Annotated in this window: 14 protein-coding genes, 1 pseudogene and 1 riboswitch; of the genes and pseudogenes, 12 read left to right on the top strand and 3 right to left on the bottom strand. The window is 69.8% G+C overall.

Annotated features, from left to right (window positions below):
• Positions 1–4 precede the first annotated feature (4 nt).
• From hpnH to AOK17_RS32460, 6 genes and pseudogenes are all read left to right on the top strand, one after another.
• Positions 5–1,027: an adenosyl-hopene transferase HpnH gene (gene hpnH / locus AOK17_RS32485; RefSeq protein WP_055616155.1), complete on the top strand. Its 1,023-nt coding sequence runs from the start codon at positions 5–7 to the stop codon at positions 1,025–1,027.
• Positions 1,028–1,031: 4 nt separating this feature from the next.
• Positions 1,032–2,213 carry a flavodoxin-dependent (E)-4-hydroxy-3-methylbut-2-enyl-diphosphate synthase gene (gene ispG, locus AOK17_RS32480; RefSeq protein ID WP_055616154.1) on the top strand — a complete coding sequence of 394 codons (1,182 nt, stop codon included), beginning with the start codon at positions 1,032–1,034 and terminating at the stop codon, positions 2,211–2,213.
• A 29-nt stretch (positions 2,214–2,242) separates the two neighbouring features.
• Positions 2,243–4,111 (top strand): annotated as a pseudogene (gene dxs / locus AOK17_RS32475) (1-deoxy-D-xylulose-5-phosphate synthase); the annotation flags it as partial.
• A 257-nt stretch (positions 4,112–4,368) separates the two neighbouring features.
• Positions 4,369–5,766, top strand: a complete 1,398-nt coding sequence (locus tag AOK17_RS32470; RefSeq protein WP_055616153.1) for an aspartate aminotransferase family protein — start codon at positions 4,369–4,371, stop codon at positions 5,764–5,766.
• 197 nt (positions 5,767–5,963) lie between these two features.
• The gene (locus AOK17_RS32465; RefSeq protein WP_055616177.1) at positions 5,964–6,596 is read left to right on the top strand and encodes a helix-turn-helix domain-containing protein; all 633 of its coding nucleotides are present in this window, start codon (positions 5,964–5,966) and stop codon (positions 6,594–6,596) included.
• Entirely contained in the window at positions 6,593–6,718 is a 126-nt protein-coding gene (locus AOK17_RS32460; protein WP_055616152.1) for a DUF6126 family protein, read from the top strand. The genes AOK17_RS32465 and AOK17_RS32460 overlap by 4 nt, the downstream gene beginning before the upstream one ends.
• A gap of 77 nt (positions 6,719–6,795) precedes the next feature.
• On the opposite strand, the gene AOK17_RS32455 is transcribed toward AOK17_RS32460, so the two are convergent.
• Complete coding sequence (locus tag AOK17_RS32455) at positions 6,796–7,593, bottom strand: tyrosine-protein phosphatase (RefSeq protein WP_055616151.1); 798 nt, start codon at positions 7,591–7,593, stop codon at positions 6,796–6,798.
• A 170-nt stretch (positions 7,594–7,763) separates the two neighbouring features.
• Between AOK17_RS32455 and AOK17_RS32450 the strand changes: the two genes are divergently transcribed.
• From AOK17_RS32450 to AOK17_RS32435, 4 genes are all read left to right on the top strand, one after another.
• Positions 7,764–9,845: an alpha-galactosidase gene (locus AOK17_RS32450; protein WP_055616150.1), complete on the top strand. Its 2,082-nt coding sequence runs from the start codon at positions 7,764–7,766 to the stop codon at positions 9,843–9,845.
• A 295-nt stretch (positions 9,846–10,140) separates the two neighbouring features.
• Positions 10,141–10,307, top strand: a riboswitch (cyclic di-AMP (ydaO/yuaA leader).
• Positions 10,308–10,309: 2 nt separating this feature from the next.
• A complete protein-coding gene (locus AOK17_RS32445) occupies positions 10,310–11,230 on the top strand; it encodes a LysM peptidoglycan-binding domain-containing M23 family metallopeptidase (protein WP_055616149.1) in 921 nt (306 codons plus the stop codon).
• A gap of 196 nt (positions 11,231–11,426) precedes the next feature.
• A complete protein-coding gene (locus AOK17_RS32440; protein WP_055616176.1) occupies positions 11,427–12,170 on the top strand; it encodes a DUF6250 domain-containing protein in 744 nt (247 codons plus the stop codon).
• A gap of 146 nt (positions 12,171–12,316) precedes the next feature.
• Positions 12,317–13,102 (top strand): SGNH/GDSL hydrolase family protein, encoded by a 786-nt coding sequence (locus AOK17_RS32435; RefSeq protein WP_055616148.1) that lies wholly within the window; start codon positions 12,317–12,319, stop codon positions 13,100–13,102.
• A gap of 221 nt (positions 13,103–13,323) precedes the next feature.
• On the opposite strand, the gene AOK17_RS32430 is transcribed toward AOK17_RS32435, so the two are convergent.
• Both AOK17_RS32430 and AOK17_RS32425 read right to left on the bottom strand, forming a co-directional pair.
• A complete protein-coding gene (locus tag AOK17_RS32430; protein WP_245697523.1) occupies positions 13,324–13,944 on the bottom strand; it encodes a TetR/AcrR family transcriptional regulator in 621 nt (206 codons plus the stop codon).
• A 99-nt stretch (positions 13,945–14,043) separates the two neighbouring features.
• The gene (locus tag AOK17_RS32425) at positions 14,044–15,234 is read right to left on the bottom strand and encodes a glutamate dehydrogenase (RefSeq protein WP_055616146.1); all 1,191 of its coding nucleotides are present in this window, start codon (positions 15,232–15,234) and stop codon (positions 14,044–14,046) included.
• A gap of 359 nt (positions 15,235–15,593) precedes the next feature.
• On the opposite strand from AOK17_RS32425, the gene AOK17_RS32420 reads away from it, so the two are divergent.
• On the top strand, positions 15,594–16,796 hold the full coding sequence (locus AOK17_RS32420; RefSeq protein WP_055616145.1) for an MBL fold metallo-hydrolase: 1,203 nt from the start codon (positions 15,594–15,596) through the stop codon (positions 16,794–16,796).
• 383 nt (positions 16,797–17,179) lie between these two features.
• Positions 17,180–18,402 (top strand): sensor histidine kinase (locus AOK17_RS32415; RefSeq protein WP_169801965.1); only part of this gene is annotated, 1,223 nt, incomplete at its 3' end.

Genomic DNA, 18,402 nt, shown 5'->3' with positions numbered 1-18,402 from the left:
CCAGATGGCCATGCCGCTCCGCCAGACCATCAAGGTCGCGACGTATCTCTTTGAACAGAAACTGCGCAAGCGGGACAAGTTTCCGCTGATCGTCGAGCTTGAACCGCTCTACGCCTGCAATCTGGCATGCGAGGGCTGCGGCAAGATCCAGCACCCGGCCGGAGTGCTCAAGCAGCGCATGCCGGTGGCCCAGGCCGTCGGGGCGGTGCTGGAGTCCGGGGCGCCGATGGTGTCCATCGCCGGCGGCGAGCCCCTGATGCACCCGAAGATCGACGAGATCGTGCGGCAGCTGGTGGCCAGGAAGAAGTACGTCTTCCTGTGCACCAACGCCATGCTGATGCGCAAGAAGATGGACAAGTTCACGCCCTCGCCGTACTTCGCGTTCGCCGTGCACATCGACGGCCTGAAGGAGCGGCACGACGAGTCCGTGGCGAAGGAGGGTGTGTTCGACGAGGCCGTGGAGGCCATCAAGGAGGCCAAGAAGCGGGGCTTCAGGGTCACCACCAACTCGACCTTCTTCAACACCGACACCCCGCAGACGATCATCGAGGTCCTCAACTTCCTCAATGACGACCTGAAGGTGGACGAGATGATGATCTCGCCCGCGTACGCCTACGAGAAGGCGCCCGACCAGGAGCACTTCCTGGGCGTGGAGCAGACCCGCGAACTGTTCAAGAAGGCCTTCGCGGGCGGCAACCGGCGGCGCTGGCGGCTCAACCACTCCCCGCTCTTCCTGGACTTCCTGGAGGGCAAGGTCGACTTCCCGTGCACGGCGTGGGCGATCCCCAACTACTCGCTCTTCGGCTGGCAGAAGCCCTGCTACCTGATGAGCGACGGGTACGTCACGACGTACCGAGAACTCATCGAGGACACCGACTGGGATTCGTACGGCCGCGGCAAGGATCCGCGCTGCGCCAACTGCATGGCGCACTGCGGCTACGAGCCGACCGCGGTCCTGGCCACCATGGGCTCCCTCAAGGAATCCCTGCGGGCCGCCCGCGACACCGTCTCCGGAAACCGCGGGTGACGTCATGACCGCCATCTCCTTGGGCCTCCCCGAGGTGCCGGTCCGGCCGATCGCGGAGCGCCGTGTGTCGCGGCAGATCCAGGTCGGACCGGTGGCGGTCGGGGGCGGGGCACCCGTGTCCGTCCAGTCGATGACGACGACGCGTACGTCGGACATCGGCGCCACTCTGCAGCAGATCGCCGAACTCACCGCGTCCGGCTGCCAGATCGTCCGCGTCGCCTGTCCCACACAGGACGACGCGGACGCGCTGGCCACCATCGCGCGCAAGTCTCAGATCCCGGTGATCGCGGACATCCACTTCCAGCCGAAGTACGTGTTCGCCGCGATCGAGGCGGGCTGCGCGGCGGTCCGCGTGAACCCGGGCAACATCAAGCAGTTCGACGACAAGGTGAAGGAGATCGCGCGCGCCGCGAAGGACCACGGCACGCCGATCCGGATCGGGGTCAACGCCGGTTCGCTGGACCGACGGCTGCTCCAGAAGTACGGGAAGGCCACGCCCGAGGCGCTCGTGGAGTCGGCGCTGTGGGAGGCGTCGCTCTTCGAGGAGCACGGTTTCCGGGACATCAAGATCTCGGTCAAGCACAACGACCCGGTCGTGATGGTCAACGCCTACCGGCAGCTGGCGGCCCAGTGCGACTACCCGCTGCACCTCGGCGTCACCGAGGCGGGCCCTGCCTTCCAGGGGACCATCAAGTCCGCGGTGGCCTTCGGAGCGCTGCTCGCCGAGGGCATCGGGGACACCATCCGGGTCTCCCTGAGCGCGCCGCCCGCCGAGGAGTGCAAGGTCGGCATCCAGATCCTGGAGTCGCTGAATCTCAGGCAGCGGCGGCTGGAGATCGTCTCCTGTCCCTCCTGCGGGCGGGCCCAGGTCGACGTCTACAAACTGGCCGACGAGGTCACGGCCGGCCTGGAGGGCATGGAAGTGCCGCTGCGCGTCGCGGTCATGGGCTGCGTCGTCAACGGACCGGGAGAGGCCAGGGAGGCGGACCTGGGGGTCGCCTCCGGCAATGGCAAGGGCCAGATCTTCGTCAAGGGCGAGGTCATCAAGACCGTGCCCGAGTCGAAGATCGTGGAGACCCTCATCGACGAGGCGATGAAGATCGCCGAGCAGATGGAGGCGGACGGCGTCGCGTCAGGCGAGCCGGAGGTCACGGTGCCGGGGCAACCCACCGTCACCGCGAGTTAGCTGCAGCACGTACCGAGAGGGGGCCGAGCGTGACGATTCTGGAGAGCATCCGGGGACCACGCGACCTGAAAGCGCTGTCCGAGGCGGAGATAGGTCAACTGGGCGACGAGATCCGGGAGTTCCTGGTGCACGCGGTCGCCAGGACCGGCGGTCATCTGGGACCCAACCTGGGGGTGGTGGAACTCTCCATCGCGCTCCACCGGGTCTTCGAGTCGCCGGTCGACCGCATTCTGTGGGACACCGGCCATCAGAGCTACGTACACAAGCTGCTGACGGGACGTCAGGACTTCTCCAAGCTGCGTGGCAAGGGCGGCCTGTCCGGCTACCCGTCGCGCGAGGAGTCCGAGCACGACATCATCGAGAACAGCCACGCGTCCACCGCGCTCGGATGGGCCGACGGGCTCGCCAAGGCCCGCCAGGTGCAGGGGGAGAAGGGGCACGTCGTCGCGGTCATCGGCGACGGCGCCCTCACCGGCGGAATGGCGTGGGAGGCGCTGAACAACATCGCGGCGGCCAAGGACCGGCCGCTCATCATCGTCGTCAACGACAACGAACGCTCGTACTCGCCGACCATCGGCGGCCTCGCGAACCATCTGGCGACCCTGCGGACCACCGACAGCTACGAGAAGGTCCTGGCCTGGGGCAAGGACGTACTGCTGGGCATGCCCGTCGTCGGAGGCACCCTCTACGAGTCGCTGCACGGCGCGAAGAAGGGGTTCAAGGACGCGTTCGCGCCGCAGGGCATGTTCGAGGACCTGGGGCTGAAGTACGTCGGCCCGATCGACGGGCACGACGTGGGCGCGGTGGAGTCGGCGCTGCGGCGCGCGAAACGATTCCACGGGCCCGTGCTCATCCACTGTCTGACGGAGAAGGGGCGCGGCTACGAGCCCGCGATCGCCAACGAGGAGGACCACTTCCACACGGTCGGTGTGATGGACCCGCTCACCTGCGAGCCCCTCGCGCCGTCCAACGGCCCTTCCTGGACCTCGGTGTTCGGCGACGAGATCGTACGGATCGGGGAGGCGCGCGAGGACGTCGTCGCGATCACGGCGGCCATGCTGCATCCGGTGGGACTCGCGAAGTTCGCGGCGAGGTTCCCCGACCGGGTGTGGGACGTCGGCATCGCCGAGCAGCACGCGGCGGTGTCCGCGGCCGGGCTCGCGACGGGCGGACTGCATCCGGTCGTCGCGGTGTACGCCACCTTCCTGAACCGTGCCTTCGACCAGCTGCTGATGGATGTCGCACTGCATCGCTGCGGCGTGACCTTCGTGCTGGACCGGGCCGGGGTCACGGGAGTTGACGGGGCGTCACACAACGGCATGTGGGACATGTCCATCCTCCAGGTCGTGCCGGGGCTCAGGATCGCCGCGCCGCGCGACGCCGACCAACTGTGCGCCCAGCTGCGCGAGGCGGTCGCGGTGGACGACGCCCCGACCCTGATCCGGTTCCCCAAGGAGTCGGTGGGGCCCGTCGTTCCGGCGGTCGACCGGGTGGGCGGCCTAGACGTCCTGCATCGCGGCGAGCGGCCCGAGGTGCTCCTCGTGGCCGTCGGTGTGATGGCGCCGGTGTGCCTCCAGGCGGCCGAACTGCTGGAGGCTCGGGGCGTCAACTGCACGGTCGTGGACCCGCGTTGGGTCAAGCCCGTCGATCCCGCGCTGCCCGGACTCGCCGCCGAGCACCGGCTGGTCGCCGTCGTCGAGGACAACAGCCGGGCGGCCGGCGTGGGTTCGGCGGTCGCGCTCGCTCTCGGGGATGCCGAGGTCGACGTGCCCGTACGGCGGTTCGGGATCCCCGAGCAGTTCCTCGCGCACGCCAAACGGGGTGAGGTGCTCGCCGACATCGGTCTCACGCCCGTCGAGATCGCGGGGCGGATCAGCGCGAGCCTGGCCACTCAGGAGGTGCGCTCGACGGTCGTGGAGGCCGAACCCGCGGTCGAGGGACAGGTCCCCAAGGGACAGGCCTCCGAGGCGCGGCGGGCTGTGAACGGCAAGGCCGCTGAGGGGAAGGCCCCCGCGTCGGGCGGCTCGAAGGCGCGGTCCGCCGGGCAGGGCGCTTCAGACGCTTCAAGGGCGCAGCCCGCCAGGCAGCGCGTCGCGAAGAGGCAGACCGCCAAGAAGCCGGCGGGCAAGGAGCACGCGTCCAAGGAGAAACAGGAATGACGACCAGCAAGTCCCAGGAGTTCGACCTCACCGGTCTGCTTGCCGAGCGCGGAGCCGAGCGCTACGAGCTGCACGCGAAGCATCTGAACCACCAGCTGCCGCGCATGCTGCACACCATCGGCTTCGACAAGGTGTACGAGCGGGCCGAGGGCGCGTACTTCTGGGACGCGGACGGCAACGAGTACCTGGACATGCTGGCCGGGTTCGGGGTGATGGGCCTGGGCCGCCATCACCCCGTCGTCCGCAAGGCGCTGCACGACGTCCTCGACGCCCAGCTCGCCGACCTCACCCGCTTCGACTGCCAGCCGCTGCCCGGGCTGCTGGCGGAGAAGCTGCTCACGCACAGTCCGCACCTGGACCGGGTGTTCTTCGGCAACAGCGGTACGGAGGCCGTCGAGACGGCGCTGAAGTTCGCCCGGTACGCGACCGGGAAGCCGAGGGTCCTGTACTGCACCCACGCCTTCCACGGTCTGACCACCGGGTCCCTGTCCGTCAACGGCGAGGACGGCTTCCGGGACGGGTTCGCCCCGCTGCTGCCCGACACGGCCGTCCCGCTCGGCGATCTCGACGCGCTGGCAAGGGAGTTGAAGAAGGGCGACGTCGCCGCGCTGATCGTCGAGCCGATCCAGGGCAAGGGCGTGCACGAGTCGCCGCCCGGATATCTGTGCGGCGCACAGGAGTTGCTGCGCAAGCACAAGGCGCTCCTGATCGCGGACGAGGTGCAGACGGGGCTCGGCCGGACCGGGGACTTCTACGCCTACCAGCACGAGGACGGCGTGGAGCCGGACCTGGTGTGCGTGGCCAAGGCGCTGTCCGGCGGATACGTGCCGGTCGGGGCCACCCTCGGCAAGGACTGGATCTTCAAGAAGGTCTACTCGACCATGGACCGCGTCCTCGTGCACTCCGCGAGTTTCGGGGCCAACGCGCAGGCCATGGCGGCGGGCCTCGCCGTCCTTTCGGTCATGGAGAACGAGCACATCGTCGCCAACGCCCGGGCCACGGGGGAGCAGTTGAAGTCCCGGCTCGCGGCGCTCGTCGACAAGTACGAGCTGCTGAGCGATGTGCGCGGCCGTGGGCTGATGATCGGCATCGAGTTCGGGCGGCCCAAGTCGCTGAAGCTGCGCAGCCGTTGGACGATGCTGCAGGCCGCGCGGAAGGGGCTGTTCGCCCAGATGGTGGTCGTGCCGCTGCTGCAACGGCATCGGATCCTCACCCAGGTCTCCGGCGACCATCTGGAGGTGATCAAGCTGATCCCGCCGCTGGTCGTCGGGGAGCGGGACGTCGACCGGTTCGTGGATGCCTTCACCGCCGTGATGGACGACGCGCACAGCGGGGGCGGGCTGATGTGGGACTTCGGGAAGACGCTGGTGAAGCAGGCGGTCGCCAACCGGTAGGTTCCGCTGCCGCGGACCGCTTTGTCGCCGCGGATCGGCTTCGGCGCCGGGGTCGGGGCTTGGGAGCCGTGGTCCGGCCTGGGTGTCGTGGCCGGCCCGGGCGTCGTGGACCTGCCTGCGTGCCGTGGGCCCGCCTCGCTTTTGCCTCTGAGGTAAGAAATTTGCCTCAGAGGTAAGCCTCCGGCTCAATGGAGGACATGAACCCTGTCGAGGGTACGAGCCCTTCCGAGCCGGGGGCGGCCGACGAGCTGCCCGCGGTCGCACCCCAGCTGCGTGCACTGCGGCGCCGCGCCTCACTCACCCTGGAGTCCGCGGCCCGCACCGCCGGGCTCTCGCCCGCGCATCTGTCCCGTCTGGAGACCGGACAGCGCCAGCCCTCGCTGCCGATGCTGCTCGCGCTGGCCCGCATCTACGGTACGACCGTCTCCGAGCTGCTCGGCGAGACGGTCGCCGAGCGGGACGCCGTCGTGCGGGCCTCCGACATGGAGCCGACCCAGGCCGGCGGCTGGACGTACTGGCAGGCCGGCGCGGCCGGACGAGGCATGCAGTCCCTGCGCGTGCACGTCCCGTACGGGGCCCAGGGCGACATCGTGCGGGTCCACCCAGGCGAGGAGTGGCTGTACGTCCTGGAGGGGCGGCTGAGACTGCGCCTCGGGGACACCGCGCACGTCCTCGCACCCGGCGACAGCGCGCACTTCGACTCGCTGACCCCGCACCGGATCGCCGCCGCGGACCGGGACGGGGCCGAGCTCCTCTTCGTACACACCCTGCTGCAGAGCCCCACGGCCACCCTGTGCCTCGGGCCGACGACCCCTGGAGAGACGTCATGAAGGACATGGAGGAGAAGTTCCCGCGCGCTCTGTGGGTGCGGCTCATCATCTACGTGGCGGTCGGGCACATCTTCGCCGCCTTCATCTACCTGCTGTTCTCGCTCGGAGCTCAGGGGCAGTAGCGGTAGCCGCCCCCGAGGAGGCGAGGCGGGAGACCGGGGCGGCCGGTTGGAGGCTGGTGCGGTCGGCGGAAGGCCGGTCAGTCGAGGAACCGCTCCCGCAGGCGCTCGCGGATCTCGGGGGTCGCGCCCAGGCCCTGCTCCAGATACGCGTCCACCCCGCCCCACTTCTCGTCGATCGTGTCGAACGCCGCCTCCAGGTACTCGGCGCGTGCGTCGAAGAGGGGGCTGAGCAGGTCCATCACCTCGGGTGAGTACGCGGAGGCGGAGGACTTGCTGCGGTGCACCTTGTAGCGGCGGTGCGTCGCGTTCGACTCCAGGTAGTCCGCGACGATGGCCTCGCGCTCGACGCCGAGGGCGAGCAGGGTGATGGCGATGGAGATGCCGGCGCGGTCCTTGCCCGCCGCACAGTGCATCAGGGCGGGGACGCTGTCCTCGGCCATCGAGTGCAGCACCTGGCGGTGCTCGGCCGTGCGCTCCTGGATTATCGCGCGGTAGGAACCGATCATCCGGTCCGCCGCCTTGCCGTCCCCGAGGATCGAGCGCAACTGGTCGATGTCGCCGTCGCGGACCATCGTCCAGAACTCCGCGCCGTGCGCCGGGTCGGTCAGCGGAAGATTCACGTTCCGCACGCCCGGCAGCTCGACGTCGGGACCTTCGAGCTTCTGGTCGGCGGCGTTGCGGAAGTCGAAGATCGTGTGCAGGCCCAGGGACGCGAGGAACTCGGCGTCCGACTCCGTCGCGTGCGCGAGATGGCCGCTGCGGAACAGCCGTCCGTACGCCACCCGCCGGCCGTCCACCGTCGGCAGGCCGCCCACATCACGGAAGTTGCGCACGCCGGCCAGCTCGGGCTCGGTCGACGGGACCTGCTGCGTCACGGGGGCTCCTCCCATTCGGCTGCCGACGCGGCTCGTCGGCGAAGTGCGTTTCTCGACGATACGACATCGATTCGTAGGCCAATGAGTTGTCCACAGGCGTTGCCGGGGAGGCACGCGGCCCATAATGATGTTGATGATTGAGCGTGCCTGTTCGGATCTGTGAGGGTTTGATGTTGGAGATCGGCGAAGACGGTCGTACGTGGCTTCTTTCGGGCCCGGCGAGCAGTTATGCCCTGCGGCTCGGCGAGGACGACGCGCTGCTGCATCTGCACTGGGGTCCGCGTATCGCGCTCGCCGACGCCGAGGCACTCGCCGCCGGCCCGGGACCGGAGTACTGGGCCTTCGAGGCCACCCTCGACGGACACGAGGAGTACCCGGTGGAGGGCGGCCCCCGGTTCGTACGGCCCGCCCTGTCCGTGCGGACGGACGAGCGGCGCGGCACCGAGTGGAGTTTCGAGACGTACGAGGCCGACGGCGACGAGCTGCGGCTGCGGTTCTCCGACTCCGGGCTCGGGATCACGCTGCACTACCGGATGCGGGCCGGGACCGACGTCGTCGAGCGGTGGGTGACCCTCGCCAACGAAGGGCCCGCCCTGGAGGTGCTGCGCGCCGACTCCGCGGCCTGGACGCTGCCGCACCGCGACGGCTGGCGGCTGTCCCAGCTGCACGGGCGATGGGCGGCCGAGTCCCGGCTCGTCCGCTCCGAACTCACCTACGGTGAGAAGATCATCGGCAGCCGCCGCGGGCACACCTCGCACCAGCACCTGCCCTGGGTCGCCCTGGACGCCGACGGCTCGGCCACCGAGGAGCGGGGCGAGGTCTACGGATGCGCCCTCGCCTGGTCGGGCACCTGGCGGATCGCCGTGGCCCAACTCCCGGACGCGCGCGTGCAGATCACCGGCGGCGTCGGGTACGACGACTCGGGGCTGCTGCGGCTGGAGCCGGGGGAGAGCTTCGTCACACCCGTGTTCGCGGGGCTGTGGAGCGACGGCGGATTCGGTGGCGCGAGCCGTGCCTGGCACGCCTACCAGCACGCGTACGTGATCCCGGACGCGGACGAGCACCGGCCGGTGCTCTACAACTCCTGGGAGGCCACGGAGTTCGACATCTCCGAGGAGCAGCAGGGGGCGCTCGCGCGGCGGGCCGCCGCCATGGGGGTCGAACTGTTCGTGGTCGACGACGGCTGGTTCGGGGCGCGCACCAGCGACCGGGCCGGGCTCGGCGACTGGACGCCCAACCCCGACCGCTTCCCGGCCGGCCTCAAGCCCCTCGCGGACGAGGTGCACGCGCTGGGGATGCAGTTCGGGATCTGGGTCGAGCCCGAGATGGTCAACCCGGACAGCGAGCTGTACCGAGCGCACCCCGACTGGGTGCAGTTCCAACCGGGACGAAAGAGGACGGAGCTGCGCAATCAGCTCGTACTGAACCTCGCCCGCGAGGATGTCCAGGAGTACCTGTGGGAGCAGCTCGACACGCTGCTCTCCAGTGCGCCGATCGACTATGTGAAGTGGGACTTCAACCGCTGCTTCACCGACGCGGGGTGGCCCGGCGAGGACTACCCGCAGCGGCTCTGGGTGGACCATGTGCACGCCCTGTACCGCCTCCTGGACCGGCTGCGGGCGGCCCATCCGGGCGTCGCCTTCGAGTCCTGCTCGGGCGGCGGCGGCCGTATCGACCTCGGGATCATGGCGCGTACGGACCAGGTGTGGACCTCGGACAACACCGACCCGCTCGACCGGCTCGCGATCCAGCACGGCTTCAGTCAGGTGCATCCCGCGCGGGCGATGGCCGCCTGGGTCACCGACAGTCCGAACAACCAGCTCAATGGTCGCGCCAGCTCGCTGCGCTTCCGCTTCGTGAGCTCGATGGCCGGAGTGCTCGGTGTCGGCGGCGACCTGACCCGGTGGAGCGACGAGGAGCTGGCCGAGGCGCGGACGTGGGTGGAACTCTACAAGGAGATCCGGCCCGTCGTGCAGGGCGGGGACCTGCACCGGCTGCGGGCGCCGGAGGGCGGGCTGAGTGCCGTGCAGTACTCGCGTGACGGTGAGATCGTCGTCCTCGCCTGGCTCCAGGCCCAGCACTACGGCGAGCCGGTCGCTCCGGTGCGACTGCGCGGACTCGACCCGGCAGCGACATACGAATGCCTCGAAACGGGCGAAGTCCACCGAGGTGCGGTGCTGTTGCACCACGGGTTGCGGACGGGGCTGCGCGGTGACCTTGATGCGGCAGTTTTCCGGCTGCGTCGCATGTGACTGTTGTGTCCGTAATGGAGCATTGGTTCCAACTCGCTCTGGAATAAAGGCTCCTGGCACGGCACTGCGTGAGCAGCGTCATATTCGTGACGGTCCGCTGTCGCCATGTTCACGTAATTCGGTTGCGTTTTCAGGGATTTAACAAACGGGGAAGATCCCTGATTTACGCAGCGTGACCGTCATTTCGGTCAGGGATCAAGAGAACGGGGCACACAGGAAACCCCAAAGGTTGTTCCTGCGTCTTCATGTCGCTTACGTTCGCCACCAATCCGGACGGACGCCCAATCCTGCCGCCGCCCGGAATCCGCTCACCCACCCGTACACGGCAGGAGCGGGGGACCCACAGGTAGAACGCCTGTTCCGGTCTCCGGAACGGCTAGGGGTTAAGTCGTGCGCAAACACGGCCGGGCATCTCCAGCTCGCACCCGACAGCTCACCTCGCAGGCGCCGGAGAGGAATTCGCCATGCCCGCGAAGGGTAAGCACCGCCGTCCCAAGTCCCAGCGTTTCACCCGCTCCATAGCCGTCGCAGGAACCGGCGGCGCGGCGCTCGCCCTTCCGCTGCTCGGTGCGACCGGAGCGCACGCCGCGACTTCGCAGTCCGCCGCCGATTCCGTGGCGAGCGTCTCGAATGTCGCGAACAAGGCCGCCGAATCGGCGCCTGCCGCCGCCGACAAGAAGGCCGAGGCGAAGAAGGCCGCGGCCAAGACCTATTCCGTGCGTGCGGGCGACTCCCTGTCGAAGATCGCCGACACGCAGGACGTCAGCGGTGGCTGGAAGAAGCTGTACGAGGACAACCGCAAGGCGATCGGCGGTGACCCGGCGCTCATCCACCCGGGCCTGAAGCTGTCGATCGGCAAGGCCGCCGCCACTTCGAGCTCCGACTCCGGCGCCTCCAAGGCCACCCAGTCCTCCGCGAAGAAGGCCGCGGCCCCGAAGGCCGCCGCCGCTCCCAAGCCCGCCGCCGAGGCCAGTGCCGCCGGCTTCACGCTGCCGGTCGCGGGCGCGGGCGTCGGCACCCCGTACAAGATGTCGGGCAGTATGTGGTCCAGCGGGTACCACACCGGTGTCGACTTCGTGGTTCCGACCGGCACGTCCCTCAAGTCCGTCGGCGCGGGCACGGTCGTCTCCGCCGGCTGGGGCGGCGCGTACGGCAACCAGGTCGTCATCCAGCTCGCCGACGGCCACTACGCCCAGTACGCCCACCTCTCCTCCCTCTCCGTCTCGGCCGGACAGGCCGTGACCGAGGGCCAGCAGGTCGGCCTCTCCGGCGCGACGGGCAATGTCACCGGCCCGCACCTGCACTTCGAGATCCGCACCACCCCGGACTACGGCTCGGACGTGGACCCGCTGGCGTACCTGCGTGGCAAGGGCGTCTCCGTCTGACCCGACGCCAGGCACGCCCGCGCGGCGTACCACTCCGCTCGTCTCCGAAGGCCGGACCCTGTGATCCCCGGGGTCCGGTCTTCGGTGTTTCGGTTCTGTGGCATGGCCGGGCGATGTGTCGACAGGAGTGCGGAAGCCGCGACACAGTGATCTCCGCAAGCGCTTTCTATGCTCCTTTCATGCCATGGAGGTCTTCATGACGACCACACGCAGAGCGTTCGGAGCCCTGGCCACAGGTGTCGCAGGTGCCGCACTCGCCGCGCTCGTCCCCGCGCAGACCGCGAGCGCGGCGGCGCGACAGCGTCCGGAAAGGCACCGTCCGGGGCGGCTCATCGCCCGCGACGACTTCCGGCACGGCCTCGGCCAGTGGGCGACGGAGCTGCAGGACGGCGGCAGCGTCACCGCGTCCCGGGGCGTCCTGGAGATAGACGTGCCGAGCGGCGCGACGGTCTGGTTCAAGCGAAAGCTGCGAGGGCCGTACGTCCTGGAGTACACCGCCACACCGGTCTCCGAGGGCGGCGTCAACGACCGGGTCTCGGACCTCAACAACTTCTGGAACGCCACGGACGTCCGCTCCCCGGAGGACATCTTCGCCACGCACCGGGGCGGCGCGCTCGACGAGTACGACCACCTCACGACGTACTACGCCGGTTACGGAGCCAACACCAACACCACGACCAGACTGCGCCGTTACGTCGGTGAGGCGGGCGTCCGTCCGCTCGTCTTCGACTACACCGAGCCCCTGCTCACGGCGAACGAACCCAACCGCGTCCGGATCGTCTCGAACGGCTCGACGGTCCAGTGGTGGAACAACGGGCGGCTCGTCTTCGACTTCGTGGACCAAGACCCCTACACGAGCGGGCACTTCGCGTTCCGGACGGTCTGGAGTCACTTCAGGATCACGGACTTCAGGGTGCGAGAGCTGCGACAACGTCCCTGATCGAGCCCCTTATTCCGGGATTGACCAACACTTGACGAGTGGCTTATCTCACCGCGCGTCAACCCCTTCCTACGGTCGCGTAGCTCACACCCGAAGGTGAATCATGGCCCGATGTGGCAGACGATTCGAAGAATGACAACAGATCAGTGATCGGGTCGTACGTGGCGGTGGGGGACAGCTTCACCGAGGGCGTCGGCGACCTTGGCCCGGACGGGGCGTTCGTCGGCTGGGCCGACCGGTTCGCGGTGCTTCTCGCGGACCGCCGGCCCGAGGGCGACTTCGACTACACCAACCTCGCCGTCCGCGGGAAACTCCTCGACCAGATCGTCGAGGACCAGTTGACGCGCGCGAAGGAGCTCGCGCCGGACCTGGTCTCCTTCTGCGCGGGCGGCAACGACATCATCCGGCCGGGCACCGACCCCGACGAGGTCGCGGAGCGCTTCGAGCGTGCCGTCGCCGACCTCACCTCGGCCGTCGGCACGGTCCTCGTGACCACCGGCTTCGACACCCGTGGCGTACCCGTGCTCAAGCACATGCGCGGCAAGATCGCCACGTACAACCTCCATATCCGGGCCATCGCCGACCGGTACGGCTGTCCCGTGCTCGACCTGTGGTCCCTCAAGACCATCCAGGACCGGCGGGCCTGGGACGGCGACCGGCTCCATCTGTCGCCCGAGGGGCACACGCGGGTCGCCCTGCGCGCCGGCCAGGTCCTCGGCCTGGAAGTGCCCGCGGACCCCGACCAGGCGTGGCCGCCGCTGCCCCCGCGCGGCACGCTCGAAATGCGGCGCGACAACATCCACTGGGCGCGCGAGTACCTGGTCCCGTGGATCGGACGGCGCCTTCGCGGGGAGTCTTCCGGGGACCGCGTGGTGGCGAAGGGCAGCCTGTCGCCCGACGACATCAAGATGCGGATCGAGCCGGTGGCTTGAAGGACCGGGGGCCTGAGGGCCTTCAGAGCGGGGCTTCCCTGACGGGTGACGTCGGGGAGCCCCGCTGCTTCTTTGTGGTCAGGCCGAACTCTTTGTGGTGAGGCCGCGAACCGTCTCGCGACCGGTGATGCCGGGCAAGCCCCGCCGTCGCTCGGCGGTGACGTCGACGAGGCCTGGCTGCCCCGCCCGTTTGTGAATCGGGGGTGCGTCGGTACGCCGTCTCAGGCGCCCGGGGTCGTCAGCGCCTTGCGGTTCAGGCCCAGCTCACGGGCCAGTGCCTCGTCCACCCACTCCTGGGTGCGGGCGCGTGACACCGCGCCGGGGTACGCCGTCATCTGGACGGCGAGCCCGTCCAGCAGGGCGGTCAGGCGCAGGGCCGTGCTCGTGGGGTCCGGGCAGTGGAACTCGCCCGCGGCCACGCCCTCCGCGATGACCTCGGTGATCGCGGCCTTCCACTGCCGGTCCAGGTCACGGGTGACGTCCCGCAGCGCGGGCTCGCGCAGAGCCACCGCCCAGCCCTCGATCCACAGCCGCCAGCCCTTGGCCTGCCCGGTCGGCGCGTACCAGCGGACCGCCGCGCGCAGCCGCCGCAGCGCGGTCGTCCGGCGGCCGAGCAGCTTGCGGAGATGGGCGAGGTCGTCCTCGGCCGCGTACGTGAACGCGGCGGCGACCAGTTTCTCCTTGGTCGAGAAGTGATAGAGCACCAGCGCGTTGCTCACCCCGAGCGCGGTCGCCACATCGGCGATCCGCACCGCGGACACACCCCGCCCCTCGATCTGCTGGATGGCGGCCCGCAGCAGTTCCTCACGCCGCTCCGCCACGCTCAACCGCACTCTTGCCACCGGGCAACCCTATTGCGTCGCCCCGGAGTGTGCTGGTGGAGGGTCGGTTACCGGCCGCGGCCGGGCCGTCACCGTTCCCGCCCGGCCCCGCCGACGGTGTCAGCGGTACCAGCCGAACCGCTCCGCGATCACCGGCAGCCGGTCCGCGACGATCGCGTGCGCGGCAGCCCGCGGTGTCGTCCCGTCGGCCTCCGCGCGCGCGAGCGTCTGGTCGATCAGGGCACGCATCGAACGCCGCGTGTACGCGAACGCCTCGTCCGCGTCGGCCCCGATGTCGCCGAACAGCGTCCACCACCACCAGGCGTTGGTCCCGGAGTTGACCACGACGTCCGGCAGGACGGTGACACCGCGGCCGGCGAGCTGCTGCTCAGCGCCCGGCAGGACGGGCATGTTGGCGGCCTCGACGATCCAACGGGCCGTGATCCGCCCCTGGTTGGTGGCGTCGATCGCGTACGAGACCGCAGCCGGCACCAGTACGTCGGCGTCGGCGGACAACCAGGCGTCGCCGGGCAGTTCGCGGTCGCCCGGACGCAGCGCCGCGCGGTCGATCGTTCCGTACGTGTCCCGTGCGGCGAGCAGCGCGTCGACGTCGAGCCCGCCGGGGTTGGCGATCGTGCCCTTCACGTCGGCGACGGCCACGATTCTGAGCCCCGCGCGCGCGAGGAAGCGGGCGGTGGCCCCGCCCATCGTGCCCAGCCCCTGCACGGCGACCCGGGTTCCCTCGTACGGGACCCCGGCCCGGTCCAGGGCGGCGAGGACCGACTCGGCCACCCCGCAGCCGCCGACCAGCTCGTCGAGCCCGATGCCGTCCACCTCGACCGCGAACGCGTCCGCCAGCCGCCGCCGGGCCGCCGCCTCGTCGTCGAGCAGCGGATACACGGCCTGGATCGACGACACGAGCCCCGCCTCCGCCGCGGCCCGGTCGACGAGGTCCTGGCTGAGACCGAGATCCTCCCCGGTGGTCCAGAGGCTCTCGATGTACGGGCGCATGGCCCGCAGATAGCGCACGAGCAGGCCGTACGCCTCCGGGGCCTGGGGATCGCAGTCGATGCCGCCCTTGGCGCCGCCCAGCGGCACGTAGCGGCTCTCGGGGTTGTAGTGCAGGGCCTCTTTCATGGTCATGCCACGGGCGAGCCCGGCGACCTCGTCCAGCGTGCAGCCCGCCCGCATGCGCAGCCCGCCGCTGGAGACACCGCGTACGAGCCGGTCCACGACCAGGTGCCCCTGGCGGCCGGTGACGTGGTCGGTCCAGGTGAGCGTCATCAACGGGCTGCTGTCCTGGGCGGTCATGGGGCTCCTCGGGAACGGGATCTGGGGAACGGGGATCTGGCAAGCAGGGAAAGAAGGAAACAGGGGGAATCAGGGGAACAAGGTGACAGGTTCGGAGCGTTTGACCCGCGTGGGGCCGGGTGCCCACCGTCCCCCGGTGCTGCACCGGCCCGCCTTTGTCTTTACTGAATGGTCGGTCAGTATCGAAAGTGCTGCATGTATCTGTCAACACACTGAATGGATCTTCAGTAGAACGTGATGCCGTACCCGATGGATCCCGCCATGGCCCGCGCGGAAACCGCCCTGCCATACGCCCGACCCGGCGCTGTCAGAGGCGGCGACCATAATGGAAAGTCAGACCGACTCCACCTGGAGGTGCCGTGACCGGTTCCCGTTCTCTCAGCTCCGGGCTCCGTGCGCTGCGGCCCGCCGCGTTCGGCGCGGATCCCAGCGGTGAGCGCATGGAGCGCATCCGCAGATCGCCGAACTACGCGGACGGCGTCTTCCGGAATCCCGAGGGCGCACCCCGGCCCGACGGCGCCATGCTCGAGTTCGCGCGGTCGTTCTTCCGCAAGGAGGAGCGTGTCCGCCGCGCCCCAGTGGGCACGGTGCCGGTGCATGCCACGACCCTCGCCGACCTGGCCCGGCCGCCGGCCGACGGACTGCGGCTGACGTGGATGGGGCACTCCAGCGTCCTCGCCGAGATCGACGGGCACCGGGTGCTCTTCGACCCGGTCTGGGGTGAGCGCTGCTCCCCGTTCGCCTTCGCCGGTCCCAAGCGGCTGCACCCCGTGCCCCTCCCGCTGGAGGCGCTCGGCCCGGTGGACGTGGTCGTCATCTCGCACGACCACTACGACCACCTGGACCTGCCCACGATCAAGGCCCTGGCCGGTACGGACACGGTGTTCGCGGTGCCCCTCGGCGTCGGCGCCCACCTGGAGCGCTGGGGCGTCTCGGCGGACAGGCTGCGCGAGCTCGACTGGCACGAGACGACGAAGGTCGGCGGAATCTCCCTGACGGCCACGCCCGCCCGCCACTTCTGCGGGCGCGGTCTGCGCAACACGCAGCACACCCTGTGGGCCTCCTGGGCCGTGGCCGGGGACGAGCACCGGATCTACCACAGCGGGGACACGGGTTACTTCGCCGGTTTCGCGGACATCGGCGCCGAGCACGGCCCCTTCGACGCCACGATGATCCAGATCGGCGCGTACAGCGAGTTCTGGCCCGACATCCACATGACGCCGGAGGAGGGCATGCGGGCCCACCTGGACCTCCAGGGCGGCCGACCCAGCGGCGTGATGATGCCGATCCACTGGGCGACGTTCAACCTCGCGGCGCACCCTTGGGCCGAGCCCGGCGAGGGCACCGTCACCGCCGCCCGCGCGGTCGGCGCCCGGATCGCGCTGCCCCGGCCCGGTGAGCCCTTCGAGCCGACCTCGGAGACCGTCCCGTCCGAGCCCTGGTGGCGAGGCGTGGCCGTCGTCCCGGAGGGCGGCTGGCCCTCCGCCGAGGAGACGGTCGGTGACACACCGCGTGACACCAAGGAGGACACCGGGGACCCGGAAACCGTCCCCGCGGGGTGACGTAGAAGCGCGCGGAGGCATTCGAAGGCATTCGGCGAGGGCCGAGGAGCATCCTGCTCCTCGGCCCTCGCCCTTTTTTCGCTGACCGCTTCTGACCAGGTCTGATCGGTTCACTGACACATGAGAACGGGCGTGCGAGGGGTTTATCGGCCTGTCGTACGAACCCTCATACCAGAGCGGGACGCAGGCCGCCGGACTTTGTCAACTGCCCACCGCACATGATGCGGTGGCGACTACTGTGAGTGGCCGCTGAGCGACACAGGGCCGAATTCTTCGACTCTCTCGACCGGCGCAGCGATGACGCGTGTCCCAGTCGGCGCATGCCTCGGTCGCAGAACCCGCGGGAGCCCCCACGGCCCCGACACACCAGTACGAGGACGTCGATGTCTCACCTTCGCGCACCGGCCGCACGCGCAGACCGCCGCGAGGGCGGGCGGCACGGGCGACCGGTCGCCCGCACCGCCCCCACGCTGCCCGAGACCCACATACGGCCCCAGCTCCTCCGCCTCGCGGTCCTGCCGCCCATCGCGGTGGCCCTCAGCGCCAGCGCCGCCGTGCTCTTCCTCGTCCGTACGACCGCCGTACGGCCCGGCCCCACCCTGTGGATCGTGCTCGGCGGAGCCTTCGCGGTCGCCCTCGCGGGCATCGTGATCGCCGCCGTGGCCGCCGACCGCGCCGCCAGGTCCGTACACGAGCGCGTCGGCACCCTGCGCCGCACCAGCGCCCGCGGCCAGTCCGATCTGCGTGCCCTCGTCGAGACGCTGCGCCGGGGCGAGGTGCCGCCCGAGCCCCGACCGGTCGGCCGGCCCGCCTCGAACGCCGACGAGTTCGACCTGCTGGAGGACGACCTGGCGCGCGCCCACGACGGCGCCGTGAGCGCGGTCGTCCAGGCCTCCCAGCTCTCCAGTCAGGCGGGCAGCGAGCAGAAGGTCGAGGTCTTCGTCAATCTGGCACGGCGCCTGCAGTCCCTGGTGCACCGCGAGATCTCGATCCTCGACGAGCTGGAGAACGAGATCGAGGACCCGGACCTGCTCAAGGGTCTGTTCCACGTCGACCACCTCGCCACCCGGATCCGGCGGCACGCCGAGAACCTCGCCGTGCTCGGCGGGGCCGTGTCGCGCCGGCAGTGGAGCAACCCGGTCTCCATGACCGAGGTGCTGCGTTCCGCGATCGCCGAGGTCGAGCAGTACTCGCGGGTCAAGCTCGTCCCGCCGATCGACGGCACCGTGCGCGGGCACGCCGTCGCCGACGTGATCCACCTGCTGGCCGAACTCGTCGAGAACGCAACGGTGTTCTCGGCACCGCACACCCAAGTGCTGCTGCGGGCCAACGTCGTCACGTCCGGGCTCGCCGTCGAGGTCGAGGACCGCGGGCTCGGCATGCCGCTCGCCGAGCAGCACAAGATGAACGCGTTGCTCGCCGACCCCGATCAGGTGAACGTCGCGAGTCTGCTGCAGGACGGCCGCATCGGGTTGTTCGTGGTCTCGCAGCTCGCGCGCCGGCACGGGATCGTGGTGCGGCTGCAGACCAATATCTACGGTGGCGTACAGGCCGTGTTGGTTGTGCCGCAGGCGTTGCTGGGGGCGGAGGGGGAGCAGTCGGCCGG

The organism is Streptomyces phaeochromogenes (assembly GCF_001418655.1).
Taxonomy (GTDB): domain Bacteria; phylum Actinomycetota; class Actinomycetes; order Streptomycetales; family Streptomycetaceae; genus Streptomyces; species Streptomyces phaeochromogenes.
Note: the sequence above shows the minus strand (reverse complement) of the source record. Positions and strands in the feature narration are given on the sequence as shown.